Genomic DNA, 25,748 nt, shown 5'->3' on the forward strand with positions numbered 1-25,748 from the left:
GTGACTGCTTGTCGGATGCCGGTGCCTGCTCGCCGGTCTCCCTACAGGGATGCCGCGAGGCCTGCCTGCGGGGGTCGCTCGAGGTCGAGGGCGTCGAGGACGTCCAGTGCTGCGGCATGCTCGTTGAAGGTGTAGAGGTGGATGCCCGGAGCGCCGTCCCCGAGTGCTGCCCGCGCGAGTTCCACGGTGGCCGCGACGCCGACGCGGCGGCGCTCCTCCGGAGTGCGCGCGCCCTCCAGCCGGTCCCACAGGCCCTGGTCGACGTCGATCCCCGCGAGCCCGCTGAGCCTCTTCAGCCGCCGCGTGCTCGTCAGGGGCATGACGCCCGGGATGATCGGCAGGGTGACACCGGCGCGGCGCGCACGGCGGACGAGATCCGCATAGTCGGAGGGCCGGAAGAACACCTGGGTGATCGCGAAGTCCGCTCCGGCGGCCTCCTTCGCCAGGAGCACCTCGACATCCTGCTCCAGGGAGTGCGAGTCGGGGTGGCGGGTGGCGTAGGCGGCCACGCCCACGGAGACCCGTCCGGCGGCCAGCTGCGCGGTGTGCTGGGTCTCGACCTCGCGGATCAGGCGTACGAGCCCGTCGGCATGCTCGACGTCGCCCGACTGGATCCCGTCCGCGTCGTGGGGGTGACCGTCCGGCGCATCACCGCGCAGCGCGAGGATGCCGCGCACTCCCCCGCCGATCAGGCGTTCGACGATGCCTGTCAGTTCCTCGCGGCTGCTGCCGATGCACGTCAGGTGCGCCAGTGGCTTCAGCGTGGTCTCGGTGAGCAGGCGCCGCAGCAGGGCGATCGCGGCCTCGTGGTTGCTGCCGGCGGCGCCGTAGGTGACGGAGACGAAGTCGGGCCGGGTGTCCTCGAGCCGGCGGATGGTCGTCCACAGCGACTCCTCCGCCTCGGCGTTCCGCGGTGGATACAGTTCGTAGGAGAGTGCGGGGTAGGACGGTGACGACATGGGGTCCTCTTCGTACGTGCCGTCCGTCGCCCGGAGGGCACGGGGTCGGTCGAAAGGCGGATGACCGCGAGGGGTCGCGGCGGGGCTGCGTACGAATGTCAGGCCCGCATGGGGGCACCCACACTCCCCTGCGGGAGTCGCTGACCGGCTGTACCTGGAACCACACGCTACGACAGGCCGCTGTGTGCATCAAGGATCGGCGGAAGAATGACGCGCGGCCACCCGCCCGTCAGGTCGACTCGGGCTCCTCCGGGACATCGGGCACGTCGGCGAGGTCCGGATCCTTCTGGATGATGCCGAGGTCCGCGAGCCGGTCGGACATACCCGCGCCGTCGGGCGCGTAGATCCAGGGGATGCCCGGCGTCGGCTGGACCCCGGTCTTGGAGCGTCCGCCCGCGAGGACCGCCTCGCCCGTGGAGAGCTGGCGGATCGCGATGGCGCGGACGTTCTGCGGGTGGCGCTGCGCGAACTCCGAGTAGATCGCCTCGTCGTGCTGGCCGTCGTCACCCACCAGGAGCCACTTCACGTCGGGGAACTCCTCGGCGAGACGCTCCAGGGACGTCCGCTTGTGTTCCTGGCCGCTGCGGAACCAGCGGTCGCGGGTGGGGCCCCAGTCGGTGAGCAGTTTCGGCCCCGCCGGGTACAGGTTGCGGGAGAGGAAGCGGGACAGTGTGGGCGCGACGTTCCAGGCACCCGTCGACAGGTACAGGACGGGCGCCGAGGGAAGCGACCGGACGATTCGCTCGTAGAGCACGGCCATACCGGGCGTCGGGGTCCGGGCGTGCTCGTCCAGCACGAACGTGTTCCACGCGGCCAGGAACGGCCGGGGCAGGGCCGTCACCATGACGGTGTCGTCGATGTCCGAGACGACGCCGAACTCCGTGCCGTCCGCGACGATCCGCACGGGGGCCTGGACGACCTTCGACTCGCCGGACTGCACCGTGATGGTGTGCCAGCCGGCGTCGAGGGTCACCGGGATGCGGGAGTCCACCACGCCGCCGCGGTCCGCCTCGACGTCGTGCACCGTGTCCCCGATGGTGACGTGGACGACGGCGTGCGGGACCGGGGCGCTCGTGAAGTTGCGCCAGCCACGCATCCCCTCGGCCAGTGGCTTCAGCGGACCGGCCTCCGAACCCCGCCCCGTGTCACGCGGGTCGCTGAGGACCACGCGGGCGAGTACCCGCACCCACGACGCCGTGCCGTACCCGGTGTACGGGATGACCGTCTCCACCCTGCCGCGTCGCACCGCAAGACGGGTCTGCAGCCTGAGCCAGGCGTCGTCGAGGCGCATGGCGAGGTGGCGTTGCCCGGCACCTCCCCTCGGGGAGGGGCTACTGCTCGGGGTCGTGGAGGGCGGCTGCGGCTTCGCGGAACGGGGACACATGCGTCCCAGTCTGGCACGGCGCGCCCCGCCGGACGAGATGGGCCCGCGCGCCATCAGTGCGCGGGGCGAGTGTGCACAGGTAACGGGCGGCTAACAACTTCCGGATCGGGCTTGTGCCGTCTTGTAGGGGGGAACCGGTGGCTGCGACTCTGGAACTTCCAGTCAGCGAATCACCATCCGGGGGAACCATGGCATATGAGGGAGAAGTGCTCGGCGTCCGCTCCAAGGAAGGGACTGCCCTGCGCGCGTGGGACAGCGCCGCTCTCGAGGACCCAGACACGACGGCCGCCGATCTGGCGCACGCCGTGCTCTTCGGCGGGGCCCAGCCGGCCCTCGAAGCGATGGCGGCGGGCGGCGTGGGCCTCACCGTGGATCACGCCCGGGCGCTGCACTTCGCCAACGAGATGGCCGAACTGCGGCACTACGCTCCGCTGATCGCCGTGGTGGACGGGCTCCCCGCCCTCGCCCCCGGCGTCCGGCAGCTCATCGACGGCCTCCCGGGGCGCGGCCTGTGGGACGGCCTGCCTGCCTGGCGGCTCTGACGCGCCCCCGATCACCCATCCGCCCCGGTTCCAGCGCCGAATACCGACCGGCCGTCGCCCTCCTGCGCGGCCTGCCGCCCACGGCGGCCCAACTGATGTCCTGATCCGCGCCTCGGCGTGTCGATGGGACCGCCCGGGAGGCGCTGGACAGGGATGGAATCGATAGTGGCGGACAGCCGTACCGTGCAGGAAGCCGCCGACGAGGCGCGCCGGTTCTCGCTCACGGTCCTGCCCTTCGTGCTCCGGCTGCAGTGGGCCCCGCGCCTCGTGATCCATCAGGCGGACATCTCGCGCGTGGGCGCGGCGATGGCGGCCTCCAGCGAATCGACCCTCCCCCTGCTGGTGGAGGTGACCGGCCTGAAGGAGATCACCTGGGATGCACGGAAGGCGATCATCGGGTACGAGCATCCGGCGAGGATCGCGATCGTCGGCTCTGATGCCGTCGACCTCGTGCTGACCGCTTTCACCGTGAAATCCTCCTCCGACATCCGGTTCTTCCTGGACCGTGACGAGGCCGTGCGCTGGTTGCTGCAGTAACTCCCGCAGCCAGGGGCGGTGTCACTCTTCCGGCCCCGGCACGTCTGCGATGATGGCGCCATGCATCTGCACGACTTCATCGCGCCCGCCACCCCGGCAGCCGCAGCGGCACTCGAGCTGGCGGCCTCCCACCATTCACCCGCCGTCCTCAACCACGTGGTGCGGTCGTGGCTCTGGGCGGAGGCGTTCGCGCGGGTCGAGGACCGGCGGGACATCGATCACGAGCTGCTGTACACCTCCGCCATCCTGCACGACATCGGGCTGGTCCCGGCCTATGACAACGTAGCGCTGTCCTACGAGGAGGCGGGCGGGCACGTCGCCGTCGCCCTGACCACCGGTGCAGGCTGGGCACCCGAACGACGACGTCGGGCACTCGAGGTGATCGTCCGCCACAACTGGCCCTCCGTGGACCCGGCGGTGGACGTCGAGGGGTACCTGCTGGAGATCGCCACGGGGCTGGACATCAGCGGCGCCCGGGCGGACGTCCTGCCGGGGGGCCTGGTGCGCGAGGTCCTGGCCGCCTACCCCCGCCTCACCCTCGGCGAGGAGTTCACGGCGAGCGTGACGGACCAGGCAGGGCGCAAGCCCTCGACCGCGGCGCAGCGGATCGTCCGGGACGGCGTCGCCGCGAAGCTGGCACACCACCCGCTGGAGACCATCGCAGGCCCCTGACCTGCGCGCGCTCAGTCATCCGGGCGCCGTGAGGCCGCCAGTGGAACTCAGGCAGGTCCTCGCCCAGGATCATCGCTCCGGTCGGGAGCCGTGGACGACGGCGGTCCGTCGGCCACGCCTCCCGGCTCACCGGTGACTCAGTAGGTGATCCGCCCGAACCGGTTGTGGAACTCCCCGGTCGGCCCGTCCGCGCCGACGAGAGCGAGTGCGACCGTCGCGTCCGTCCCCTCCGTCACCGTCTGGTGCCCGCCGTGGCCGTTGAAGTCGGTCGCCGTGTAGCCGGGGTCGCTGACGTTGACGCGGAACGCCGGCAGGTTCTTCGCATACTGCACGGTGAGCGCGATCACGGCCGCCTTCGACGCCGCATACGGGATGACGGGGACCGCGAATTCGTCCGATCCCTCCGTGGAGAGACTGCGGGGCCAGCCAACCGCCGAGGCGACGTTCACGATCACCGGCTGCTCCGACGCCTGCAGCAGGGGCAGTGCCGCCTGTGTCACCCGCACGATGCCCACCACGTTCGTCTCGAGCACGCCCTGCATGACCTCCGGGGTGAGGTCGTCGATGCCGTAGGAGGTGCCGAGGATCCCCGCATTGTTGATCAGGACATCGAGGGCCGGGAGGGTCCCGAGCGCCGCGTCGACGCTCGCCTGGTCCAGCACGTCCAGTTCGACGACGTGGGCCCCGAGCTCGCGGGCGGCGTCTCCGTTCGCCACGTCGCGCATCCCCGCGTAGACGGTGTGGCCGGCATCGATCAGGCGGCGCGCTGTTTCGAGGCCGAGGCTCTTGTTGGCCCCTGTGATTAGTGTTGTTGTCATGAGTTCACTCTGTGCCCCGCGCGTCCGGACGCCAAGGCACCCCTGGACGGTAGGACCGGGAGTACCACCCAGGGAGGGCGAGCCGACGTGAGCGCCGACAACGAATTCGCCAGTGTGCTCAGATCCTGGCGGGAGCGGCTGACACCCCGGGAGGTCGGGCTTCCCGCGGGTGCCGGCCGCAGGAGCGTGGGGCTCCGGCGCGAGGAACTCGCCTCCCTCGCCAACATCAGCGTCGACTACGTGGTCCGGCTCGAGCAGGGACGGGCCACCCATCCCTCGCCGCAGCTACTCGGCGCGCTCGCCGTCGCCCTGCGACTGTCCGACAGCGAGCGGGACCACCTCTATCGTGCCGCCGGCGCCGCGCCGCCGTCGGGCCAGGTGCCCCGGCACATCTCGCCCGGCGTGCAACGGATCGTCGATCGCCTGGGGGACGTCCCGCTTGCCGTCTTCAGCGCCGCGCACGACATCCTGCTCTGGAACCCGCTCTGGGCAGCCCTCAACGGGGACCCAACCGCGCTCACCGGGCTCGAACGGAACCTCGTGTGGCGTCATTTCACCTCCGGCCACGAGGGTACGGAGTTCGACGACCGGCACGCCGACGACTTCTCGAGCGACCTCGCTGCCGACCTGCGCACCGCGGTAGGGCGCTACCCGAACGACACCGAGCTGGGGCGGCTCGTCGCGGGGCTCCGGGCCGCTTCGGCGGAGTTCGAGCGGCGCTGGGCGGAAGCGCGGGTCGCCGAGCACCGCTCGAGCCGCAAGACCGTCACGGGTACCCCCGTCGGCCCGATCAGCGTCGACTGCGACGTCCTCACCGTGCCGGGAAGCGACCTGCGCGTCGTCGTCTACACGGTGGTTCCCGGTTCCGAGGACGAGGCGAGGCTGGACCTGCTGCGGGTCACCGGCCTCCAGACCCTGATTACAGCTCCGACCGGATCACCCTGACCGAGCCTCGACCCCTGCGGCCCATGCAGAGTTCGACGACCGGGACCGGCAGGACTTTCTCCCCCGGCGCGCAGAGCGACGCTGCTTCTGAAGGATAAGCTGTCCGACGTGGGCGCTGGGCTCGCGGACTGGGGGAATCATGAGCAATGCGCTGAAGCGGACGTTCTGCGCTGCCGTCGTCATCTCGGCCGGCCTGACCTTCGGTGTGCCGGCGGCCTTCGCCGATGATCCACCTACGCCGCCCACCACGTCGCCGGCTCCTGTCGTCCCGAGTCCGGGCCCTCAGGCACCGACCCCTCCCCTTGCCTCCGTGCCGCGAGCTCCCCAGGATCCTGTCCCTCCACCGCCGCCGCCCGGGGACGAGCCCCCGACACCGCCCGGCCGTCCCACGACGCCGGCGCCCACCCCAGTCACACCCACCCCAGTCGCGCCCACCCCAGTCGCGCCCACCCCAGTCGCGCCCACTCCTCCGCCGGCGACCGACCCCGCGCCTCCGACCGACACCCCGGCTCCCCCTCCGCCTCCCGTCGCGCCCGTTGTGCCCGTCGCGCCCGTCGCGCCCGTCGAGCAGGTCGGGCCCTCGATCCTCGCGCCGGTCGCTCCCGGTGTCGTTCCCGACGTCGCCCCCGAAGTGCCGCTCGAGGTCCCTGTCGAGGAGGTCACGGAGGCGGCTCCGGCGACCACGAGCCCTGCCGAACCATCGCCCCGCGCCACGCCGTCACCGTCGCCGACGCCCACGGCCAGTCCTTCGGCATCGGCCACGGCGAGCGCGGAATCCGTCGCCATCGAGCGGAGCGACTCCCGACCGGGTCCGAACGTCCCACTGCTCGCGCTCCTGTCGGTCGTGATCGTCGGATGCCTCGCCGGGCTCGTGAGGGTCATCGGCCTCCCCGGGCAGAAGGAATCACACGGATCGCTCGACGACCTGCAGCTGACGGCGGGAAGGGTCTCCGGGCACAGGGTCGATACGCTCCATCGGGGCAGGCGGGAACGCGCCTGAAGCGCCGCCGTGCGCCGCGGCGCTCGTCCTGGAAGGGCGGTCGGGACGAAGGCACCGAGAGCCCGTTGACTGAGGTGCAAAGCGGGATTACGCTGCCCGTGGCGTCGCCCACCGACGCCTCTTGCGGCACCACCACCGGTCTCGTCGCCTCGTAGGCACTGAATCCCATTCATCAGGCGGGATACCGGGCGCGCGCGATCCCGCATGGCCGAGGAGCCACCGTGAAAGACCCCAGCAAATTCCGCTATCTCCCCCTGCTGCTCGCACTGACCTTCGCCGCCGGCGTCGCACCTGCCGGAGCGGAGACCACGGACGAACCACCCGGCGGGCAGCCGCAGGACACGGATGGAGACTACGTGCCGGTTCCGTCGGACTTCTACAACCCGATCGCCATCGACGCCTGTGGCACGACCGTGACGCTGACTCCCGGCGATGTCCAGGAGGTCGAGTGGAAGGTGAGGGTGCGAGATGACGGCAGGACCGTCATCAAGTACCGCGGCGGCTCCACGGTCGACCTCACCCGCGAGTCCGACGACGCGTTCCTCGACGAGCTCGACGTGTCCGGGCCGTACACGGAGCGCATCTCTGCGGACCGGACGATGGTCTCCGTCTCGCTCAGGGGGCCGTCCCTCGTCTGGCCGTGGAGCGCCGTGGAGGCCGAGGTCTTCGCCGAGGAGGGGTTCCCCGGCTTGCTCTACTTCGAGGCGGGCCGAGTGGCGGTCGACCTCGAGTTCCCGGCGGATCCGGCCGTCCTGGAGCCCACGTCCGTCGAGGTCACCAAGAACACCGCCCGCGACATCACCGACGTCTGCGAACTGCTCGACGAGGCGCCGACGAAGAAGGAATCCTGATTCCTCAAGCCCGCGGCCGAGGACGACGGCGGCCGCCTACAGGGAGGTGAGGCCTGCCGTGCTGCGCGAGCAATGCGGCAGGAGGGCAGGTTACACCCGGTCGCCCGATCCGCGGCAGCCGATGCGGCGTCACGGGCTCCCTGTTTGCGCATGTAACCTGTTGCGACTCCCCCACAACAAAAGGATGAGACACCGCCATGGCAACCGATTACGACGCACCGCGCGTCCGCGAAGAGGACCAGCCCGCCAACGAGTCGCTCGATGCGATCCAGGCCCAGCGCAGCGCCACGACGCAGACGGCCGTGATCGACACCGAGGACGTCGATACCGCCGAAGGTTTCGACCTGCCGGGCGCGATCCTCGACGAGGAACTCCAGGTACTGGTCGTCCCCGTGCAGGAGGACGAGTTCACCTGCATGTCGTGCTTCCTCGTCCACCATCGCACCCAGCTCGCCCGCGAGAAGAACGGCGACAAGTACTGCACCGAGTGCGAGGGCTGACACCGGGAACGACCGGGTCAGCGCTCGAGGGGGTGGCACCGGGCTGCTTCGGTGTCAATCCCCCGCGTCCGGTTCCTCGATGACCTCGCCGATGTACTGGATCGTCAGCACCGGTGACTCCATCTCGTCGGTACCGGCGACGAGCGCCACGTACAGGTGCTGACCCTCGAAGCCGGTGGCCACGTAATCGAAGCTCTTCCACGTGGGGTGTTCGGCGGCGCCGTACCATGCGGTCTGCAGCAGCAGGTCCTCCCATTCGGAGTCCGGAGGCATGCCGGCGAGGCCGAGGGCGGCGACGACTGTATGCTCGACGGCCACGGGGCAGAGGAAGTACCGGCGTGAAGCGAACGGGCTGATGTCGAGCAGGGTTCCCTCCTGGAGGGCTCGCCGGCGTGCGGGTCCCACGTACTTCTCCGGGATCTCGTGGGTGAGTTGGTGCTCGAGCAGGTCGACCTGCTCGGTGCTGGGCATACCTTCCGGATAGAGGTAGGGGTTCACCCGGGATGCCGGGTCGTAGGGTACGAACCAGGCGGGTGCGGCATCGTTGTCGGAGACCGCACGATACGCCTCCTCGAGTACGGTCGGTTCCTCGAGCAGGCCCGCCATCATGCGGTCCAGGTTCATCGCTCCGAGATTGGCCCCGTACTCCGTATCGGCGTTCCTGATGCCCTTCTTGGCGAAGCAGTAGGCGGCGAGCGCATGGGCGAAGGTGCGCGGGTCCTCCCAGCCGAGTTCGAAGTCCGAGGCCACCTCGGCCGCCGCCACGGCGAAGCGCTGGAGGAAACCGGACGTGTAGTGGTGCCGGTACGCCGGCGGCAGCAGGTCCACCACCCGTGCTCCGGCGGAGGTGATGTACTCCTGCGTATCACCACCCGCGGCCTCCAGGGTTCGTACGGCGAAGACGTCGTCGAAGATCCCCGCGAGCACGATGGGGATGGACTGCCGCAGCGCCCCACGGAGTAGTTGAGCGAGCACGAGGTCCCTCAGCCGGTCCTCGAGCGAGTCGTAGTTGGATGCCGGGAGCTGGCCGTCCTCGTCGAGCTGCATGCGACCGATACAGGCGCCCTGCAGCTCCGGGCCACCGAAATAGCCGAAGATCGTCAGATGAACGCCCTCGAGCTTGCGGCCCTCGTTGATCAGCTCGATCTGCCCGGGGGTCAGGTCGTGCGGGTCGATATCAGCTGGCACTGCACTCCTCGATCGGGTGGCGCCAGACTAACAGCCGCGGTCCCGCCGTGCGGGAGCCGGTCCTCCTGTCACGTTCTGCTGATCCCGGCGCTCGGCACACGGGAGTCCGAGCGGCGATCGTGCCCCGCCCGAGGCCCAGGACGCCGGTCTGCGGGAGGAGCACCCGACGGGCAGGGCATGCGTGTCGGCTTCGGCTCCGGCCCTAGAATCGGAGAGGTTGGGGAACCTACGACGGGAACGAGGCGATATGAGCGAGAGCAGCAGGTTGGATCCGGACAAGGAGTTTCCGGACGACCTGACGAGTGTGGACCGGGACGACTTGGACATCCTGAACAGCAGGAATCACCGCTCGCGGGACCTCCAGTACATCCGTGACGGTGAGGTGGATCCGGAGACGGAGGGCCGGCACCACGAACTCCGGGAGGAACTCGATCGCCGCCAGGAGGTGCGCGACCAGTCGTCCGGGCACGCCGCCGCACGCGAGGGGATACGAGCCGAGGCCGAGCGCGCCTGAGCTGGTCCGGCTCGTACTGGCGGTGCCGGTGCGCAATCCGATCACCCCGGTGAGGACGCAGCCGGAACTGTGACCCAACCGATACGTGTCGTCAGCGCCCTTCCTACTTCCCGAACCCGACACTTGGAGCATGGCGCTCATGGGGATCGAATCGGCACGACCGACGCAGTGGTTGAAGAACAACCGGGGGGCTCTGCCGTCGATCGTCGCATTGGCCGGCGTCGCCCTGTTCTGGATCGTCGGCGCGGTCGGCGGGATCGGCTTCCTGCGCGACGCAAGTTCGCCCATGACCATGCTGACCGGGCTCTATGTGATGCTCGCCGCCGTCGCGGTGTCGATCATCATCGCCACCCTCGCCCTGACCGACCTGACCCGCCGGTACTCACGCCCGCGCTCCGGGCGCTGAACTCCGTGCGCGGGCGTAGCATGCTGCTATGTCAGCACCGGAGGAGCGGTACAGCGACGCTTTGGCCGCAGCACACCGGCACACGCGGCAGTGGCTGGAAAGCCAGGATGACCGGCGTGTCGGCCCCAGCCTGACTGCCGCGGAGCTCGCGGCGGAGTTCGGCGGCCCGCTGCCGCGTAACGGGACCCCGGCCGCCGACGTGGTGGACCACCTCGCCACGAAGGCGGATCCCGGGCTGATGGCCATGCCCTCCGGACGGTTCTTCGGCTGGGTCATCGGTGGGGCGTTGCCCGCGGCGCTGGCTGCGGACTGGCTGGTCAGCGCGTGGGACCAGAACTCGGCGCTCCGCTTCGCGAGCCCTGCCACAGCGGCCATCGAGGAGGCCGCCGGTGAGTGGCTGCTCGATCTCCTGGGCCTCCCGCGGGGCGCCGATGTCGGTTTCACCACCGGTGCGACGATGGCCAACTTCACGGGCCTGTCCGCCGCCCGGTGGCGCCTGATGACCGACGCCGGCTGGGATCTCGACGCCGACGGCCTTGCCGGAGGGCCCCGCATCCGCTGTTTCGTGGGCGCGGAGCGGCACGACACGATCGATCTGGGCCTGCGACATCTGGGACTGGGCCGACCCACGGTGGTGCCCGTCGACCGGCAGGGCCGCATCGACCCAACCGAACTGGACTGCGCCCTGGATCTCGCCCTGACCGGTGCCGGACACAGCGGATCCGGCCCGTCAGGCCGCACTCCGCTGCTGGTCTGCCTGCAGGCCGGGAACCTGCACTCCGGCGCCTTCGATCCCTTCAGGGAGGCGATCACGGTGGCCAAGGCGCACGGAGCGTAGGTCCATGTGGACGGCGCCTTCGGACTGTGGGCCGCCGCCCTACCGGAACTGGCCGCCCTGACTGCGGGGCTTGAGGGCGCGGACTCGTGGGGTACCGATGCCCACAAGACGCTGAACGTGCCGTACGACTGCGGGATCACGATGGTCCGCGACACCGTCGCGCTGCGTGCTGCCATGGGTTTCCACACCGACTACCTGATTCACGACGCGACCGGCCCTGCCGACCCCTTCGAGACCGTCCCGGAGTTGTCACGGCGCGCCCGCGGGGTGCCGGTGTGGGCGGCGCTCAAGTCGCTCGGTCGGGACGGCGTCGCCGACCAGGTCCGGCGCCTGGTGCTCCACGCCCGTCGGCTTGCGGAACAGTTGGCCGACCTGGAGGGCGTCGAGGTGCTCAACGACGTCTCCTACACACAGGTGTCGCTGGCGTTCGGCGATGATGCCACCACGCGGGCCGTGACCGCACGGATCATCGCCGACGGTCGGGTGTGGATGTCGGGTTCGCGCTGGCAGGACCGGGACATCCTCCGGATCTCGGTGAGCAACTGGAGCACGGACGACGACGACGCGGCACTCGCCGTCCGCGCGGTGAAGGATGCCCTCGCGGCGGTCCGCGGCTAGGCGTCTCCCTCGAGGACATCTCCCTCGAGGACATCTCCGGCGCGGTCGGTCACCCCGGGAGGCGTCGCTACTGGACTTCCCTGAAGTCGGCGCCGAGCGCCTCGGCAAGTCCAGCGAAATCACGGGTGCCATCGGGCGACGCGCCGGCAGCGACCTCGGTGAAGTCGACGACGAACCAGTTCCCGCCCTCCACGAACCGGATGGACCCGTCGGCCTCCGCCGCGGCGGACAGGGTGGTGACGACGTGATCGAGCTCCTCCGCGCGGTCGAAGTAGAAGACTTCGACGGTCTCCGTGCACTTGATCGACTCCGTCGTGACCAGGCCGACCGCGTCGTGGACTGACGTCGGCCCTTCCACCTCGTCGAGGCAGCCGACCTGCTCATCGACCGCGTCGACCGCCTGCTGCAACGACGCGAACTCAGGCGGTTCGGCCGGCGCTCCCGCGGCCGCGGTGCAGGCGGAGCATGCGCCGATCAGGACGGCCCCGATACTCAGCGCGACGCCGAGCGGATGTAGTGGCTTCATCGATGTCCCCCATCTCGAAGAGTGTCTGGTCATCGTCGCACCAGCGAGGCCCGAAGTGTAGGGCCGCGTGAAGAATCCCTGTGCACTCGGCCGTCGAGGCGTATCGAAAACCATCTCGCCGGGCAGCCCGATCATGAGCGGGTTGAGCCAAGGGATTCGGACCCCTGGCCCCTGACCTCTGTCAATGGATCAGGGCTGCCCCGAATCTCCCGCAAGTTCCCGCGATGGCCCGGGCAGAACGATGGCACTGCCATGTCTCTTGGCGCGAGGCTACGAGGCACCACTCGTGCAGCCATCCTTCGACGGACCAGCGGATGTCAGGCTACGAAGACGCAGAACGGATGACCGGCCGGATCGGCGTAGACGTACAACGGCTCGTTCGGGTCGTCCGTCCGATCGAAGCGGAGCTCTGCCCCTAATGCCAGCGCCCTGGAATGGTGATGCTCGAGAGCTTCCCGATCGGGAACGGTCAGATCGAGGTGCATCTGCATCGGCACATCAGGCAAGGGCCATGTGGTCCGTTTCAGGTGATGGACCTGCTGGAAAGCAAGCCTGCGGTTGCCTTGTCCGTCAGTGAGAACGAGCCAAGCGACATCGTCGGGCGTGCCCTCACCCGCGGGCTCATCTCCTGACCGGTACTGGAGTCCGAGCAGTCGACGGTAGAACTCCGCCAGTCCTCGCACATCCGTAGTGTCGAGAACCGTGTGAAGTATCTGAGGGAATCCGGTCATGGGCCGAGACTAACGATCATCAAAGTTCCCTGGCCAGCATGTGCCGCACCTTCCGCGACTCATGTCCCCTTACCACGCCAACCAGACCAATCTCCGGCGATGGCCCATGCAAGACCGGTCGCGACGCAGATCAGTACATCCCACCTATTCAGAACGAGGCTGAGAGCTGTGGGGGCTGCCAGTAGTCCGGCACCAACGTAGAAGTCGACCCTCATACCAGCTCCCGCAGAGATGAGCTGTTGGCAAGGGTGCGTGCCAGAACGGATCCGGTTCGCGTTCGAGAGTGGCTCGGGGATTGTCCCGAACATGGGTCTGCAGCGCTGATGGGCTGCTGTTGTTCGAGGGGTGGGCGTAGTAGTGCAGGACGCGGTGGCCCTGTCCCGTTTCGACGGCAAGGAGGACCCTGCTCAGCTCTGAAGGGTCCTCGAGCCGATCCTTGATCGCGTCCAACCGCTCAAGCCCGGATGCGACCGGCAAACCCGTCCGGTCCTGCTGAGGGCCGCGGCATAGGGCTCATGCATGAGCGCATCGTCTCCGCCAGGTGAGCCCCTCGACCCATCTCCGCAGGTGATCGTGCGATTGATGGAGCGGATCGTGAGTGAGCAGTGGCCCTCGGGATCAAAGCAGTTCAGTATCTATTTCACGGACCTCGGCTGTGTAGGGCGTACCGGACGAGCCCGACGGCGAAACCGCCCTTTGCGCGACTCGAGGACAGTTCGTCCTGCCAGGTGTCGCAGTGGAGAACGCTTCCTGGTCCGCGCTCAATGAGGCTGGACGAAGCCTCCGGTAGCGGATCCCTCAGCGGGCAAGAGTCACGGGAGACTGGTCGGACCAGGCAGTTTCGTCCAGGCCTCCTGGTGGGGTGGACGGTGCCAGTGATGCCGTGGGCCCTCCCACTCGCGTGCAGCATCGGTCAGCCACATCGTCGTGTCGGGATTCCAGCCGGCGATGACCGTGGCCGTGCCAGGGTCGACGGGCAGGGCCCGGTTGGCGCTCGTGAGGTATCCGAGGGCTGTCAGGTGTACTGCGTCCCAGTGCTGTGCGACCTTCTCCCAGTCGGGGATCACCCATGCTCCGTCGTGCCCTGTGCAACGGAACCAATCATGACGCCGAGATGCCGTGACCGGCAGAGGGTATTTCCGGCACAGGTCCACCCAATCTTCTCCTGTGCGCAGTTCGTAGGTGCGGCCTGCGCCGCGCACCGGGATGACTGTGGCCTGCTCCCAGTTGAAGGCGTCCTCGATGAGATTCAAAGCCAGCGGTACCCGGCCCGCAGTCTGCAGAGTGCCCTGCGGGAAGGACCACCAGGATCCAGACCAGTTGGCTCGCGGATCCCTGGGGCGTTCCGTCTCAGCGCGGGCCTCCTCCATGCGCGTGTCACGGGCCCACGCTGATAACGCCTGCAAGGGTTCCCTGAAGATAGGCGCTGAATCGTCTGCCGGCCGCCAGTCGATCGCCCACTGTTCCACCTGCCGGCCCTCCGGCCACCACTGAGTCGATGACGCCGACAGGACATGCTGAGCCATCGGTGCGAGGGCGGCTTCCACGTCCGGGAGCGCTCCGAGGAGGTCCTCTCCGTCTGGTTCCTGCCACGGCCTGGACGTGTCGACCGCCAGCGACAAAGCCCTCTCGATCGCCTCACCGTCGACTGGCGTCATGTCGAGCGAGGCCAGCGCTGTGAGGAGGTCCGTCATGGAAGTCCGCAGAGGCTCATCCGTTTCCCCGTCCGACGATGCTGTCAGCAGCACTCGGGATGTGCCCTTACCCGGATCCAGGTCATAGCTCAACCAGAACGCCGCCACCCTGATCGACGGGTCGACCTCCATTGCTAGCTCCAGGCACAAGCGTCGTCCGCGAGGCCCGGTCAACAACACCTCAGCACCAGCATTCATGTGCCCACCCTACGGCGCGGACACCCGCGGACTACGGGCCGCATTGCCCTCCCGCCGATTTGGACGACAACAGGTAGTCCCGTTGGCTGCCACCATCGGGGTGGCCGAGTAGTAGTCGTTGTCCTCGGGGTGTGGAGTACCGTCTGTGTGATGCCTGACGCCATCTTTGATCACCCGCGGGTCGCCCGCGTGTATGACCCCCTTGACCCTGACCGTAGTGACTTGGACACCTATATGGACCTTGTCGATGAGTTCGGGGCGGCGGCCATCGTGGACGTCGGGTGCGGCACGGGGACTTTCTGCTCCCGCTTGGCAGAGCGCGGTCTCCGTGTGCTCGGCGTGGACCCTGCCGGGGCTTCCGTCGATATTGCCCGGATGAAGGTCGGCGCAGACCGCGCGACATGGGTTGTGGGAACCATGGTGGACGTAGCGGCAGAACCCGCACACCTCGAGCAGTATGACCTTGCCACGATGACGGCCAACGTCGCTCAGGTGTTCCTCGACGACGAGGCATGGTCCGCGAACCTGAGCGCAATCCGCGCCTGCCTTCGCCCTGGCGGCTACCTGGCGTTCGAGAGCCGTGTGCCTGCTGATCGGGGCTGGGAGCGCTGGACCAAGGAACGTACCCATCAGGTTGTCGATATCGAGGGTGAGGGGCCGGTAGAGGACTGGGTGGACGTCACACGAGTCGATGGCGAGTTCGTCACGTTCGAATCCCCGACCATCTTCCTCGCTGACGGTCAGCGCATCGACTCGACATCGACGCTTCGCTTCCGCTCCCAGGAGGCATTCGAACGCTCCTTGTCGGCGGCCGGTTTCATCGACGTCGAGGTCAGGGATCTGCCCTACGCTCCCGGTCGGGGCTGGTTGATCACGGCTCGAAGGTAAACCCCTGCCCTGGGACCACCAAGGGATCCGCTCAAGAGCTGACCGCCTGTTGGGTGAGGCGCAGAGCCTCGTCGGTCATGTCCTGGTCGGCAGGCTCGGTGGTGGAGTGATAGCACTGTCCGGGGCGCAGTCAGCGGGCGTGTACACGGGCTCGAAGAGTGGCGGCTTCGCCAGTGCCTCCAGGTGGCTGTGGGTGGGGAATCGCTGACGGCAACCGGGGTCTTGTCCCGTTCCGTCTCCCCGGTGTCACCAGTGCACGCTGCCAGCGACAGGACTGCGGCCACGATGACGCTCGTGCGTGAGAGCGCTTTGCCTCGGTTCCCCATGATTCATCCAGTCACGAGCGTGACCATCGGACCGCTGTCGTCCTGCCGCCCTCCGCCAGCACCGATGGGCCGCTACGCTGGCTCCCATGTCTCACGTCCTGATCACCGGCATGTCAGGGGCAGGAAAATCGACCCTCCTGCACGAGCTAGCCCGGCGGGGCTACCGAGGGGTCGACACCGACTACGACGACTGGGTGCTCCTCGACGGCACCTGGGATGAGGCGCGCATGTCCGCGCTTCTCGCATCTCATCAACCCTTGATCGTCTCGGGGACTGCCGAGAACCAGGGACGGTTCTACCACCATTTCGCAGCTGTCGTGCTCCTCAGTGCACCGGTGGAAGTCCTCATCGAACGCGTCGCGGCTCGCACGAACAACCCCTACGGCAAGTCGAAGACAGATCAATCCCTGATCCGACAACATGTCCTCGACGTCGAACCGCTGCTTCGCAGCAGCGCGACCCTCGAACTCGATGGTCGCAGGCCGGTTTCAGAGCTGGCAGACAAGGTCGAACCTTTCCTTGAGGTACCCGATCAGGCGTAATGCCCTGGAGCGGATCCTGCGTGCAGGGCAACGCCTCGGCCGGGCATGCTCGGCCACCCGTCCATCGCAAGGAGATTGTGATGCCACTGCTCGTCGCGGGGGTCAGACATTGCATGAACGGTACGGTGAGACCCATGACAGCTGGACCAGCTCAGCGTGTTCTCTTCCACGGGGTGACCGGCAGCGGTAAAACCTCGGCTGCGCACGCATATGCAGTGGCGACCGGTGTACCGGAGTTCTCTGCCGATGATGACCTCGGATGGCTCCCAGCATGGACGGGCCGTCCTGTCGAGGATCAGTACCGGATTGCCGCCGATATTGCCGCGCAGGACCGCTGGGTGCTCGACAGCGCCTACTCCAGCTGGCGGCACCTCGTCGTGACGCGGGCTGAGCTCATCGTGTTCCTCGACTATCCACGGTGGCTGTCTCTCGGCCGCCTGGTCCGGCGAACGATCCGACGGGTCGTGACGAAGGAACCAGTGTGCAACGGCAACACGGAGACACTCCACCGTGCTCTGGCCAAGGACTCGATCATCCGATGGCATTTCAGAACCTTCAGCCGAAAGAAAGACGCGATCGACCAGGTCATCGCTGACCCGTCGATGCCTCCGGTGCTGTCGTTCCGGCGTCCACGCGATCTTGATGCATGGATTGCAGCGGGCGCTCGACCCCCGTCCGCAGCCGAATCGAAGCATCGGTGCCTGTGATGGACGTGTCAATGACTGAGCGCGGAGAGGGGCCCTCCACCTGATGAGCGGGCGATAGTGTCCAGCTATGCAGAACGTCTTCATCGTCGCTCATCCGGAAGCCACCGTGTTGATTCGGATTTCCAATCAGGACACCCTCCACGTCAGCCATCAGGGCGGTGAGCTCGGTCCGGTCAGTCACAAACCAGTGAGCTCACCAGGAATAGTCCGCGGGGACCGAAAGCCGCCAGTGGTGGGAGCAGCAGCGTGGTGATGCCGGACTCCGCCGCCGCTCCGTCATGGGTCGAACGATCCCCGGGTAGATCGGCCTCGATTCGGGGAGCTCGTCGAAGCGAAGCAGGGCAACTGCAAGGTCCTCGTCCAAACCTGCCCGGCGGAAGTGCAGCAGCTCCGCTGCGCGGTAGGCATCCCGGCTCGTGTCGGCATCTGCCTGGGCGGCCCGTCACGGAGCCGAAGTGATGCACGACCCGTGGATGAGGTGCCTACTGGGAGTCCGGGTGCGATGCGTCCAGAGGCCTCCGGCGACGTGAAGCGGCTAGGCTTTCCGGGGGCAACAGGAAGGGCACCATGCAGCACGACCGTAGCGACGGGGACTGGGCAAGCATGATGGAGGCTGCCAGAAGCATCATGGTTCACACCGCCCGCCGGCAGGAGCTTGTCACCTACTCGGAGCTCAACCGTCAGGTGGCCGAAGATGCTGATACGGAGCCCTTCGACTTCACGCGCGATGCTGAGCGGAACGCCTTCGGGAAATTGCTGGCGGACGTGGTGAAGGACGACCTGCTGCATAGCCGCTTCATGCTCTCCTCCGTGGCAACACTCTCGGACGTGGAGCGCGGGCCCGGCAGCGGCTTCTACACCCTCGCCGAGTACCTGGGACACCTGGAGCCGGACGCCTCACAGGATCGGCGCTACGAGTTCTGGGCTGATCAGCTGAGGCTCACCCTCGACCACTACAAGCGCCGGATCTAACGGACGGCGAATCCCTCGCCAGACCGTAGTCCGCCAGGGTGGCATGGGCTTGTTTCGAGCAACAAGAACCGCCGGGCCAGGGCTTTCACACTGTGGTCCGGCGGTTCGTGCTGGAGAGCATGCCCGAGCCCTTGACCTCGCTCGTCATGGGACCGAGGTCCGACCTGTCTCCCCGCTACTGGTCGCCGAGCGGCCGCCCGTAGGGGTAATCCACCCACTGGCCCACTGCCGCCCGTGCGCCCCGCTCGGTGGCCTGGAAGTCCGCAGGGTAGCGGGCTCCCTTGAGCTCCGCTCTGAGGTTGACGTCATGCCGGACCGTCCCGTCCGCGTACCGGACATCGAAGGCGATGTACGACCGGGGCACGGTCCTTCGCAGGATGAGGGTCCGGTGCTGGTCGGTGACGCTGGTGGCCCTGACGGCGACCGGCTCCTTCGCCCGGGCATGCTTCTCGCGCTCCTCCGCCATGAACTGGATCCAGTCAGGCCCGTCGACCGGTACGCCGTAGCCGTAAGCGATCCACGGTCCGGTGCCTACGTCGGGCGTGTGCTTCATCATGCCGGTCTCGGTGACCTGGAAGTCGGCCGGTGCGCGCCGGTACATGACTTTCACCAGGTCGATGTCCTGGTCAATGGTGCCGTCATCCCAGAGGACGTCGTAGCCGAAGGCGCGCTCCCGGCGGTGCCGCCAGCGGGAGCGCCGGTAGTAGGCCTTGGCCCGAAATGCGCTGGGTTGACGATCTCGCACCGACTCCGGACTGCCTGCGACCTCATCCTTCATCGGTCCGTCACCGCCGAGGGGCGCGTCATGGGCGGGCTGAGGTACTCGCTCTTCACGGTGAACACGGAGGCCGGCGCGCCCTTCGAGCGGGTGACCTTCTTCCCTGTGTCGACGAGGGCTCCACTCATCTTCCGGGTGAAGTTCCCGGCGTCGAGCTTGGCAGTGTTCCAGACCGCCTCGTAGACGTGGCGCAGCTGGTAGAGCGCGAACTCCTCAGGTACGAGCCTGGCGGCGGTGAGCGTGTACTCGATCTTTCCGGCCAGGCGCTCGAGCGCGGCGGTGAGGATGTCGCGGTGGTCGAAGGCGAGCTCTTCGTCGACGAGTACGTCGTGGACGGGATGCCACTGGGCGGCAGCGGCGTCGCTGCCGGGGTTGAGTTCGGGCAGGGTCCGGCCGTCGGTCGCGAGCAGCGCCAGGTGGGCGACGGACACGATGCGCATGCGCGGGTCCCGCTTCGGGGAGCTGTAGGTGGCGAGCTGCTCGACGTGGGCCCGGTGGGCGCCAAGATCCAGTCCCGTCTCCTCCTCAAGCTCCCGCCACGCTGCCTGGAGTGCGTCCTCGTCGGGCTCCACGAAACCGCCGGGGAGGGCAAGGGCTCGCTTGAAGGGATGGCCACCGCGACGGACGAACGCCGCGTGCAGGGTGCTTCCAGTGACGGCGAAGACGACCAGGTCCACGGTCAGCGCAACGGAGGGGTACTCCTTGGGCTCGTAGTCCTTGAGGAACTGCTCTTCTTCGGTGGTCATCAGGCTCCTGTCAGGACGGTGCGGGTGGCCCACGGCGGGGACGTGAAGCGGTTGCGCTGGACGATGATCAGGTCAATGATCTCAGTCGCGGTTCTCATGCGCCGCTCGTGGTCACCGGTGATGAGGATCCAGGAGTGGCCGGCGGCGGTGAGCTCCTCCTTGAACCATTCGGTCATCTCGGACCGGCGGTGCTCGCCTTCACGCCAGCCGTCGTCCTCGAAGGCGACGCCCTCGTGGTCGGTGATGAGGTAGATGTCGCGGCGCGGCAGCTGGTCCAGGGCGCGGTAGGAGCCGTGACTGCCCTCTCCGATGTAGAACCGCTCCCACAGGGTCGTCGCCAGGCTGTCGGTGTCTGCGATGACCAGCGGGCAGCGCGCTGCCGCCTCGTTCTCCATCTCGTTCTGCCGCTCCCCGATGACGGTGAAGTCCTCGGAGGTCCAGACGAGGTCGGAGATGACGGAGTCGGGGTTCTGAGCCTGGGCGGCGTCGAGCTTGTCGTAGGTGTACTGGCGCCCGAACTCCGGGACGTCGACGAGCTCGGGGTAGCGGCCGCGGTAGTGCTCGGTGAGGGCCTTCGTGAGGGTGCTGGTTCCGGTGGATTCGGCGCCGACGAGGATCACGCGAACGGCCATGTCCTGACGCGCGGGCTTGATGATGTTCCGCCAGGCCGCAGTGAGGTCGTCCCGGCAGAGTGTCCCACTGACGGGGTACGCGGTGCGGGCGGCGTCGACCATGACGTGCTCGGCGCCGAAGTGCTCGGTCAGCTTCGTGCCGTACTCCTCGGAGCTGAAGACGGCGTCGATGGTGGTGATTCCCTTCATCTTGAGCGCGATGCGCAGGGACTCGTTGTGGGCCTTCCAGATCTCCGGGGAGGCGTAGTCCTCGGGGCAGTCGTTCGGCATGCCGATGACGGTCACGTTCGTCTCGTCGAACTCGGCGGCCAGCCACTTCACCCGGTCCGTCACCGTGATGTTCTCGAAGCGGTTGCCGAGGACGACGACGGCGAGTTTGGTCGCCTGGGCTGCGGTGCTGGCGATGAGGTGCCGGTGCCCGGCGTGGGGCGGGTAGAACTTCCCGATGATCAGGCCCTGGTCGATGGTCATGCCGACACCTTCTCGGTCTCGATGGCGGTTGGCTGGTTGGTGCGGGTGCGCTTCCAGTCGATGAGTCCGTAGACGCACAGGGCGGTGAAGCCGATGTAGAGGATGGCGGTGAGATTCAGGCCGCGGGAGAAGTAGAGCGGGACGCTGACCAGGTCGATGGTGATCCAGACGTACCAGTGCTGGAAGATCTTCTTGGCCTGCCCGTAGGTGGCCAGCAGGGAGGCGGCGAGGACGAAGGCGTCAGGCCAGGGAACCTGGGAGTCGGTGCCGTGGGTGAGGATCATCGCGATCCCGACGGTGGCGAGGACGACCGCGCCGATGCCGGCGATGACCTCGTTGCGGCTGGCGTCACGGATGGGCAGGTCGCCGGTCGCCTGGGTGTCCCTGGCTCCGCGGACCCAGTTGTACCAGCCGTAAACGGCGACGGTAGCGAACACGGCCTGCAGGACCGTCTCCCCGTAGAGGCCGGCGCCCAGGAACAGGATCATGAAGGCGATGTTGTTGACGATGCCGACCGGCCAGTTCCAGGCCCGCTGCCGGGCGACGCCGTAGACGCACGCCGCGCCAGTAACGAAACCGATGACCTCGATCCAGCTGACGGGCGCTCCGAGCAGCTGTGCTGCCGGTGAGTTCATCCAGTCCAGTACCGCGCTCATGTCGCGCCCCTCGTTTGTTGTCAGTCTGACAATAACTACCCTAGGCCGAACGCGTGCAGAACGGAAGCCTCTGGTGACGGGAAGCCAGTGAGAGGTGAGACATACGGGCTGAAGGTGCTGCCGACGTATGGGCCGGTTCGAGGCAACAGAAACCGCCCGATCAGGGCTTTTGCCCCGTCATCCGGCGGTTCGTGGTGGAGCTGAGGGGGTTCGAACCCCTGACCCCTGGCGGTAGGTCGGGGTGGAGAGCGTTAAAAGCGGTAGTGCGATGAAGGCAGCGTTGATCGTGATCTCGCCGACGGCACCACCCGGAGGCCGGACGCGCGTGAACACCAGGCTAGGAGGCCAACGGGACCCCGCCTCCTAGCCGGCGGCGACGTCGACGAGGGCGAACCGCTTGGACGCTTCCATGTCGGTGCCGGACGTCTGCCCGTCCAGAACCAGAGTGACGACCCCGTAGGTCTTCGGCGCGATGTCCGGAGTGACCGCGATCGTGAAGCTGACACTGCCCGTGGCATCGGCGATGGAGGACTGCTCGTCCACCTCCGTCGAGTCGGTCTGGTAGATGCCCATGAACATGAGGACGTTCTGCCCGGGCTGGTAACCCGTGCTGGTGACGGTGAACGAGGACCCGTGGGCGACAGTGATCCGAGGCGCACTGTCCCAGGTCACAGCAGTTGCGATGACGACGGGCGCCTCGACCGGCGCCTCGACCGTGGCTTCGGGGGCCGGCGCTTCGACGGGCGCGTCGATGACCGCGGGTGTTTCTACCGGCGCGGTTTCCTCCTGCGTCGGCACCGGCGTGCCTGAGGGAGTGGTGGTCGCGACCGGGGACTGCGTCGCGGAAGGGGGGGCTTCTGCAGACGCCGAAGCGGTAGGAGCAGCCGAAACGGATGCCACCTCGGGCTCGTCCGAGGACGTGATTGCACAGCCTGCGAGGAGTGCGGCGATGGCCGCGAGGGCTATGACGGAGGGCAGCTTTGCCATGGGATCATGCTCCTGATGCAGTGTGATGGTCTGACAACAAGGGATCGCCTGGCAAGAACCCTGCACTGCTTCACCCCCAGTGCAGACGTTACTGACGGGATGAGGTGAGCGGGACGTGTTGAGCGCCTCCGCTGCAAACCGTGACCATTCCGGTACGTGTCGTCAGCCTGCTGGTGAAGTTGCCACCGAAGACTTGGAGCATGGCTCTCATGCGAACGGCATGACCGACCTGCTCGCCTTCCGCGAGGACCTGCACGGGATCCAGACCTGGCAAGCTTCACCGGTCTGACTATGTCTCCTTGCGGTTGCCGGTTTCTGCGTGACCAGCGTCAGAGGGTCTCGAAAAGATCAAGTACGGGCCGTCGCGAGCAGACCACGCGGGTCACTGCTTCACTGAGGTGACCCGAGAATTGGTGACGGGGTGACCGGAACCTCACCACTCGGATTCTACCCAGCCACAGGAAGGTGACATGAGCGAGGACCGCAGACGGGAACTGGGCGCATCGAACGCCCCAGTCGAGGACGAACTCAAGGAGTCTTTCGACAAAACGATCGAAGAAGGAGCCGAGAGACTTCACCGCACCACGAGGAACATCCTTGTGACCGGCGTCTTCGGAGGATTCGAGATCGGCCTAGGCATCATGGCCTACCTCGCCGTCATGCATGAGACAGGCAACCACCTGCTCGCAGGCCTCGCGTTCAGCGTCGGCCTGGTCGCACTCCTCCTTGCCCACAGCGAGCTGTTCACCGAGAACTTCCTCATGCCCGTCGCCGCCGTCGTCGCCAAAGAGGGAAGCATCGCGCAACTGGGAAAGCTATGGGCAGGCACCCTGGTGGCAAACCTTGCTGGTGGGTGGGTTTTCGTCTGGATCGTCATGCAGGCCTTCCCGCAGTGGACCGACACCGTCGGTGAGAGTGCCCACCACTATGTGGATGCGCCCTTCTCCCTGCAAACCGTTGCCCTCGCGATCCTCGGGGGAAGCACCATCACCCTCATGAGCCGCATGCAGCAAGGCACCAACAACGATGTTGCCCGAATCGTCGCCACCATCATCGGCGGCTTCCTCCTGGCCGGACTCCAGCTGTTCCACTCCATCCTCGACTCGCTGCTCATCTTCGCCGCCATCCACTCCGGCTCCGACATCAGCTACGGGCAGTGGCTCGCCTGGTTCGGGTACACCCTGCTCTTCAACATGCTCGGCGGACTGGTCCTGGTCACCCTCCTGCGGCTCGTACGCACCAAGGAACTCCTTGAGAAGCGCAGGAACGAAGCCCCTGATAACCCAGAAGCGCCCCACGACCGATAACAGAACTCCGCACCAACACCGGCGCCCTCACACGCACATCAAAGGTGCGAGCCACCACTAGGTGAGAATCTCCCAGCGCGACACGTTGCTGGGACTTTGGTCAACCCGATCAAGGCCACAAGGATGAACTCATCGAGACCTTCCCTCAGCGCCCTGCACAGGCCTGCAGACCCTGGCCGCCGCGACCGGCCTCGGATGACGCGCGGACCAGGTGCCGGAGCGGCGGATGCAGCTGTGGCTACTGTTGAGCTTGTGATGGGGGAAGCGGGACGGTGCCTGGCATGAGCGTTGATTCGGCTTCGAAGCCCGAGAGGAGCTACGAGCCGCCCGGGGGCGACCTGGCCCCCATGCCCCGGCGTGCTCCGGCCCATTGGTCGTTCTGGTCCTACCTCTGGCGGTACGCCCTGTTCGCGATTCCCTACGGTGTCGTGGGGTTGTTCATCGGGATGCTGGAGAGCACTGGCTACCGTGATCTCTACGGTCTGGACATGCTCGCCAACATCCTGAGGATGGGCTTCGAGTTCGTGGTGGCAGGCGTTTTCCTCGCCACCGGCGTGGCGCTCACCGTCTTCTTCGTCACGACGCCTGCACGCCGCCTGTGGGCCGCGCACCGGAAGGCAGGATGGACGACCTGGCAGTGCAACAGCGCCCTGCAGGGCCAGAAGAACGAAGCTCGCAGACTTCGGACGGAGGCGCGACTTCGCGAGCTCGGGCTCGAGCCGATGCCCCGGAACGACGTGCTGACCGGATCAGCGCCGACCCGAGGCAGCGGCACCTCCTCCGCACGACACCGGGCAGAGACACCGTGGACGCGTGGGCTTGCCCGGACCCGGACGTTCGCCACATACGCCACCCTGCTCGCGATGTTCGGCGTCTTCTTCACCGTTCTCTTCAGCCCGCTGCTGGACAGGAGGGACGTGCAGACGTTCCGCTGCGAGGTCGTGTCGGCCGAGCCGAGAACGAGCTCGGGTGGTTCCAGGGGATCCGTGTCGACCGCCTCCGTCCTGGTCGAGACGAGCTGCGGGCCGATCAACGTGGACCGGGGCGTGAACTTCGACAACCAGGAGGAGGTCGCCGCCTCGTTCGAGCCCGGCACGGAATACGACTTCGAGATCGGCTGGTACTCACGCGTCGTGATGAAGGACCTCCTGGGCGATCTCCCGACGGCCGACCACTATCGGCTCGTGAAATGAGGGGTCCAGAGATGGAGGGACGACCTATGACCGGTGATTCCCCACAACGACACAGCTCGACATCACTCGCGCCTGTTCCGGGCACTCTCTGCCCGACGCGTGTGGGCGCCACCCCGGGGATTGCCGCATGACCAGCAGGCAGCACAGCGTCGAAGCCGTCCGGCACGAGATCATCGTGGCCACCGCCGAGCTCCGCACGGTCGCCCACGCAGAGCACGACGAGGTGGTGCCGGACAAATTCACTACGGAGGACCTGCGCCTGGGCAAGAGGGCCGCAGGTCGCTACCGCATCGCCTGCGCTGCCTCATTTTTGGCATCTCTGGGAATCGCCCTGTTCGTGTTCCTGAATGTCCCGTGGGATACCTGGGTGCCCTACAACGGGATATACGCCCTCAGCGGCAACGGGATCCCTATGCAGATCGCGCTGCTGCTGATCCCGTTGCCGCTCGCCAATCTCTGGCGAGAGGCCGGGAAGCCCAAGTCCCATCACCTGGGCAAGGCCGGTCGCGTCAGGGCGCACTCCCTTGCACTGGTGATCCTGGGCTTCGTTCACGGCCAGTGGCTCATCGCGAAGTCGATCCTGGAGGTGGGCGGCTACTTTGCTGGATGACCCGACACTGCT

28 protein-coding genes and 1 pseudogene are annotated in these 25,748 nt (G+C 67.4%); 17 read left to right on the forward strand and 12 right to left on the reverse strand.

Features of this window, described 5'->3' with window-relative positions; genetic code table 11:
* Positions 1-41: 41 nt before the first annotated feature.
* Together AC4D2C_RS13615 and AC4D2C_RS13620 are read right to left on the reverse strand one after the other, a co-directional pair.
* The gene (locus tag AC4D2C_RS13615; protein ID WP_490915416.1) at positions 42-959 is read right to left on the reverse strand and encodes a methylenetetrahydrofolate reductase; all 918 of its coding nucleotides are present in this window, start codon (positions 957-959) and stop codon (positions 42-44) included.
* A 229-nt stretch (positions 960-1,188) separates the two neighbouring features.
* Complete coding sequence (locus AC4D2C_RS13620; protein WP_490915417.1) at positions 1,189-2,343, reverse strand: App1 family protein phosphatidate phosphatase; 1,155 nt, start codon at positions 2,341-2,343, stop codon at positions 1,189-1,191.
* 188 nt (positions 2,344-2,531) lie between these two features.
* On the opposite strand from AC4D2C_RS13620, the gene AC4D2C_RS13625 reads away from it, so the two are divergent.
* The 3 genes from AC4D2C_RS13625 to AC4D2C_RS13635 all read left to right on the forward strand — a co-directional run bounded on the left by AC4D2C_RS13625 (position 2,532) and on the right by AC4D2C_RS13635 (position 4,094).
* A complete protein-coding gene (locus AC4D2C_RS13625) occupies positions 2,532-2,885 on the forward strand; it encodes a hypothetical protein (RefSeq protein ID WP_490915418.1) in 354 nt (117 codons plus the stop codon).
* A 165-nt stretch (positions 2,886-3,050) separates the two neighbouring features.
* Positions 3,051-3,422, forward strand: coding sequence for a hypothetical protein (locus AC4D2C_RS13630; protein ID WP_490915419.1), 372 nt, complete (start codon positions 3,051-3,053; stop codon positions 3,420-3,422).
* 60 nt (positions 3,423-3,482) lie between these two features.
* Positions 3,483-4,094 (forward strand): HD domain-containing protein, encoded by a 612-nt coding sequence (locus AC4D2C_RS13635; RefSeq protein ID WP_490915420.1) that lies wholly within the window; start codon positions 3,483-3,485, stop codon positions 4,092-4,094.
* 137 nt (positions 4,095-4,231) lie between these two features.
* Here the strand turns inward: AC4D2C_RS13635 and AC4D2C_RS13640 are convergent, their stop codons facing one another.
* Positions 4,232-4,912: an SDR family NAD(P)-dependent oxidoreductase gene (locus AC4D2C_RS13640; protein WP_490915421.1), complete on the reverse strand. Its 681-nt coding sequence runs from the start codon at positions 4,910-4,912 to the stop codon at positions 4,232-4,234.
* Between the two features lie 87 nt (positions 4,913-4,999).
* On the opposite strand from AC4D2C_RS13640, the gene AC4D2C_RS13645 reads away from it, so the two are divergent.
* The 4 genes from AC4D2C_RS13645 (at position 5,000) to AC4D2C_RS13660 (ending at position 8,208) form a co-directional block, all read left to right on the forward strand.
* Positions 5,000-5,857, forward strand: coding sequence for a helix-turn-helix transcriptional regulator (locus AC4D2C_RS13645; protein WP_490915422.1), 858 nt, complete (start codon positions 5,000-5,002; stop codon positions 5,855-5,857).
* A 538-nt stretch (positions 5,858-6,395) separates the two neighbouring features.
* A complete protein-coding gene (locus AC4D2C_RS13650) occupies positions 6,396-6,857 on the forward strand; it encodes a hypothetical protein (RefSeq protein ID WP_490915423.1) in 462 nt (153 codons plus the stop codon).
* A gap of 221 nt (positions 6,858-7,078) precedes the next feature.
* Positions 7,079-7,708, forward strand: coding sequence for a hypothetical protein (locus AC4D2C_RS13655; RefSeq protein ID WP_490915424.1), 630 nt, complete (start codon positions 7,079-7,081; stop codon positions 7,706-7,708).
* Positions 7,709-7,905: 197 nt separating this feature from the next.
* Positions 7,906-8,208: a DUF4193 domain-containing protein gene (locus tag AC4D2C_RS13660; RefSeq protein WP_490915425.1), complete on the forward strand. Its 303-nt coding sequence runs from the start codon at positions 7,906-7,908 to the stop codon at positions 8,206-8,208.
* Positions 8,209-8,262: 54 nt separating this feature from the next.
* On the opposite strand, the gene AC4D2C_RS13665 is transcribed toward AC4D2C_RS13660, so the two are convergent.
* Positions 8,263-9,396 carry a hypothetical protein gene (locus AC4D2C_RS13665; RefSeq protein ID WP_490915426.1) on the reverse strand — a complete coding sequence of 378 codons (1,134 nt, stop codon included), beginning with the start codon at positions 9,394-9,396 and terminating at the stop codon, positions 8,263-8,265.
* Between the two features lie 247 nt (positions 9,397-9,643).
* Between AC4D2C_RS13665 and AC4D2C_RS13670 the strand changes: the two genes are divergently transcribed.
* The 3 genes and pseudogenes from AC4D2C_RS13670 to AC4D2C_RS13680 all read left to right on the forward strand — a co-directional run bounded on the left by AC4D2C_RS13670 (position 9,644) and on the right by AC4D2C_RS13680 (position 11,772).
* Complete coding sequence (locus AC4D2C_RS13670; RefSeq protein WP_490915427.1) at positions 9,644-9,910, forward strand: hypothetical protein; 267 nt, start codon at positions 9,644-9,646, stop codon at positions 9,908-9,910.
* Between the two features lie 130 nt (positions 9,911-10,040).
* Positions 10,041-10,316, forward strand: a complete 276-nt coding sequence (locus tag AC4D2C_RS13675) for a hypothetical protein (protein WP_490915428.1) — start codon at positions 10,041-10,043, stop codon at positions 10,314-10,316.
* 28 nt (positions 10,317-10,344) lie between these two features.
* Positions 10,345-11,772: pseudogene (locus AC4D2C_RS13680) on the forward strand (pyridoxal phosphate-dependent decarboxylase family protein).
* 67 nt (positions 11,773-11,839) lie between these two features.
* On the opposite strand, the gene AC4D2C_RS13685 reads toward AC4D2C_RS13680, so the two are convergent.
* From AC4D2C_RS13685 to AC4D2C_RS13695, 3 genes are all read right to left on the reverse strand, one after another.
* The gene (locus tag AC4D2C_RS13685; RefSeq protein ID WP_490915429.1) at positions 11,840-12,298 is read right to left on the reverse strand and encodes a hypothetical protein; all 459 of its coding nucleotides are present in this window, start codon (positions 12,296-12,298) and stop codon (positions 11,840-11,842) included.
* 317 nt (positions 12,299-12,615) lie between these two features.
* The gene (locus AC4D2C_RS13690; RefSeq protein WP_490915430.1) at positions 12,616-13,029 is read right to left on the reverse strand and encodes a VOC family protein; all 414 of its coding nucleotides are present in this window, start codon (positions 13,027-13,029) and stop codon (positions 12,616-12,618) included.
* A gap of 812 nt (positions 13,030-13,841) precedes the next feature.
* Positions 13,842-14,723, reverse strand: a complete 882-nt coding sequence (locus AC4D2C_RS13695) for a hypothetical protein (RefSeq protein ID WP_490915431.1) — start codon at positions 14,721-14,723, stop codon at positions 13,842-13,844.
* Between the two features lie 348 nt (positions 14,724-15,071).
* On the opposite strand from AC4D2C_RS13695, the gene AC4D2C_RS13700 reads away from it, so the two are divergent.
* The 4 genes from AC4D2C_RS13700 to AC4D2C_RS13715 all read left to right on the forward strand — a co-directional run bounded on the left by AC4D2C_RS13700 (position 15,072) and on the right by AC4D2C_RS13715 (position 18,356).
* Positions 15,072-15,809 (forward strand): class I SAM-dependent methyltransferase, encoded by a 738-nt coding sequence (locus tag AC4D2C_RS13700; RefSeq protein ID WP_490915432.1) that lies wholly within the window; start codon positions 15,072-15,074, stop codon positions 15,807-15,809.
* A gap of 412 nt (positions 15,810-16,221) precedes the next feature.
* Positions 16,222-16,677 carry an AAA family ATPase gene (locus tag AC4D2C_RS13705; protein WP_490915433.1) on the forward strand — a complete coding sequence of 152 codons (456 nt, stop codon included), beginning with the start codon at positions 16,222-16,224 and terminating at the stop codon, positions 16,675-16,677.
* Positions 16,678-16,757: 80 nt separating this feature from the next.
* On the forward strand, positions 16,758-17,384 hold the full coding sequence (locus tag AC4D2C_RS13710; RefSeq protein ID WP_490915434.1) for a P-loop NTPase family protein: 627 nt from the start codon (positions 16,758-16,760) through the stop codon (positions 17,382-17,384).
* Between the two features lie 567 nt (positions 17,385-17,951).
* A complete protein-coding gene (locus AC4D2C_RS13715; protein ID WP_490915435.1) occupies positions 17,952-18,356 on the forward strand; it encodes a hypothetical protein in 405 nt (134 codons plus the stop codon).
* A gap of 175 nt (positions 18,357-18,531) precedes the next feature.
* Here the strand turns inward: AC4D2C_RS13715 and AC4D2C_RS13720 are convergent, their stop codons facing one another.
* The 5 genes from AC4D2C_RS13720 to AC4D2C_RS13740 form a co-directional block, all read right to left on the reverse strand.
* A complete protein-coding gene (locus tag AC4D2C_RS13720; protein ID WP_490915436.1) occupies positions 18,532-19,101 on the reverse strand; it encodes a hypothetical protein in 570 nt (189 codons plus the stop codon).
* Positions 19,102-19,130: 29 nt separating this feature from the next.
* Complete coding sequence (locus tag AC4D2C_RS13725) at positions 19,131-19,880, reverse strand: NUDIX hydrolase (RefSeq protein ID WP_490915437.1); 750 nt, start codon at positions 19,878-19,880, stop codon at positions 19,131-19,133.
* A complete protein-coding gene (locus AC4D2C_RS13730; RefSeq protein WP_490915438.1) occupies positions 19,880-20,983 on the reverse strand; it encodes an AAA family ATPase in 1,104 nt (367 codons plus the stop codon). Before AC4D2C_RS13730 ends, AC4D2C_RS13725 begins: the two co-directional genes overlap by 1 nt.
* The gene (pnuC, locus tag AC4D2C_RS13735; protein ID WP_490915439.1) at positions 20,980-21,639 is read right to left on the reverse strand and encodes a nicotinamide riboside transporter PnuC; all 660 of its coding nucleotides are present in this window, start codon (positions 21,637-21,639) and stop codon (positions 20,980-20,982) included. The genes AC4D2C_RS13730 and pnuC overlap by 4 nt, the downstream gene beginning before the upstream one ends.
* Before the next feature lie 363 nt (positions 21,640-22,002).
* Positions 22,003-22,626, reverse strand: coding sequence for a hypothetical protein (locus AC4D2C_RS13740; protein ID WP_490915440.1), 624 nt, complete (start codon positions 22,624-22,626; stop codon positions 22,003-22,005).
* Positions 22,627-23,096: 470 nt separating this feature from the next.
* Here AC4D2C_RS13740 and AC4D2C_RS13745 point away from each other — a divergent pair, with 470 nt between their 5' ends.
* The 3 genes from AC4D2C_RS13745 (at position 23,097) to AC4D2C_RS13755 (ending at position 25,736) form a co-directional block, all read left to right on the forward strand.
* A complete protein-coding gene (locus tag AC4D2C_RS13745; RefSeq protein WP_490915441.1) occupies positions 23,097-23,933 on the forward strand; it encodes a formate/nitrite transporter family protein in 837 nt (278 codons plus the stop codon).
* Positions 23,934-24,214: 281 nt separating this feature from the next.
* The gene (locus tag AC4D2C_RS13750; RefSeq protein WP_490915442.1) at positions 24,215-25,126 is read left to right on the forward strand and encodes a hypothetical protein; all 912 of its coding nucleotides are present in this window, start codon (positions 24,215-24,217) and stop codon (positions 25,124-25,126) included.
* Positions 25,127-25,253: 127 nt separating this feature from the next.
* Positions 25,254-25,736: a hypothetical protein gene (locus tag AC4D2C_RS13755; protein ID WP_490915443.1), complete on the forward strand. Its 483-nt coding sequence runs from the start codon at positions 25,254-25,256 to the stop codon at positions 25,734-25,736.
* Positions 25,737-25,748 lie beyond the last annotated feature (12 nt).

The organism is Arthrobacter sp. TJ-240, assembly GCF_058269195.1.

Coding starts and splice junctions, on each gene's coding strand:
- AC4D2C_RS13715 (WP_490915435.1), top strand. CDS start 17,952: ATGCAGCACGACCGTAGCGACGGGGACTGGGCAAGCATGATGGAGGCT.
- AC4D2C_RS13750 (WP_490915442.1), top strand. CDS start 24,215: ATGAGCGTTGATTCGGCTTCGAAGCCCGAGAGGAGCTACGAGCCGCCC.
- AC4D2C_RS13690 (WP_490915430.1), bottom strand. CDS start 13,029: ATGACCGGATTCCCTCAGATACTTCACACGGTTCTCGACACTACGGAT.
- AC4D2C_RS13730 (WP_490915438.1), bottom strand. CDS start 20,983: ATGACCATCGACCAGGGCCTGATCATCGGGAAGTTCTACCCGCCCCAC.
- AC4D2C_RS13670 (WP_490915427.1), top strand. CDS start 9,644: ATGAGCGAGAGCAGCAGGTTGGATCCGGACAAGGAGTTTCCGGACGAC.
- AC4D2C_RS13660 (WP_490915425.1), top strand. CDS start 7,906: ATGGCAACCGATTACGACGCACCGCGCGTCCGCGAAGAGGACCAGCCC.
- AC4D2C_RS13640 (WP_490915421.1), bottom strand. CDS start 4,912: ATGACAACAACACTAATCACAGGGGCCAACAAGAGCCTCGGCCTCGAA.
- AC4D2C_RS13745 (WP_490915441.1), top strand. CDS start 23,097: ATGAGCGAGGACCGCAGACGGGAACTGGGCGCATCGAACGCCCCAGTC.
- AC4D2C_RS13685 (WP_490915429.1), bottom strand. CDS start 12,298: ATGAAGCCACTACATCCGCTCGGCGTCGCGCTGAGTATCGGGGCCGTC.
- AC4D2C_RS13620 (WP_490915417.1), bottom strand. CDS start 2,343: ATGTGTCCCCGTTCCGCGAAGCCGCAGCCGCCCTCCACGACCCCGAGC.
- AC4D2C_RS13740 (WP_490915440.1), bottom strand. CDS start 22,626: ATGGCAAAGCTGCCCTCCGTCATAGCCCTCGCGGCCATCGCCGCACTC.
- AC4D2C_RS13725 (WP_490915437.1), bottom strand. CDS start 19,880: ATGACCACCGAAGAAGAGCAGTTCCTCAAGGACTACGAGCCCAAGGAG.
- pnuC (WP_490915439.1), bottom strand. CDS start 21,639: ATGAGCGCGGTACTGGACTGGATGAACTCACCGGCAGCACAGCTGCTC.
- AC4D2C_RS13635 (WP_490915420.1), top strand. CDS start 3,483: ATGCATCTGCACGACTTCATCGCGCCCGCCACCCCGGCAGCCGCAGCG.
- AC4D2C_RS13755 (WP_490915443.1), top strand. CDS start 25,254: ATGACCAGCAGGCAGCACAGCGTCGAAGCCGTCCGGCACGAGATCATC.
- AC4D2C_RS13700 (WP_490915432.1), top strand. CDS start 15,072: ATGCCTGACGCCATCTTTGATCACCCGCGGGTCGCCCGCGTGTATGAC.
- AC4D2C_RS13615 (WP_490915416.1), bottom strand. CDS start 959: ATGTCGTCACCGTCCTACCCCGCACTCTCCTACGAACTGTATCCACCG.
- AC4D2C_RS13695 (WP_490915431.1), bottom strand. CDS start 14,723: ATGACGGACCTCCTCACAGCGCTGGCCTCGCTCGACATGACGCCAGTC.
- AC4D2C_RS13625 (WP_490915418.1), top strand. CDS start 2,532: ATGGCATATGAGGGAGAAGTGCTCGGCGTCCGCTCCAAGGAAGGGACT.
- AC4D2C_RS13705 (WP_490915433.1), top strand. CDS start 16,222: ATGTCTCACGTCCTGATCACCGGCATGTCAGGGGCAGGAAAATCGACC.
- AC4D2C_RS13675 (WP_490915428.1), top strand. CDS start 10,041: ATGGCGCTCATGGGGATCGAATCGGCACGACCGACGCAGTGGTTGAAG.
- AC4D2C_RS13710 (WP_490915434.1), top strand. CDS start 16,758: ATGCCACTGCTCGTCGCGGGGGTCAGACATTGCATGAACGGTACGGTG.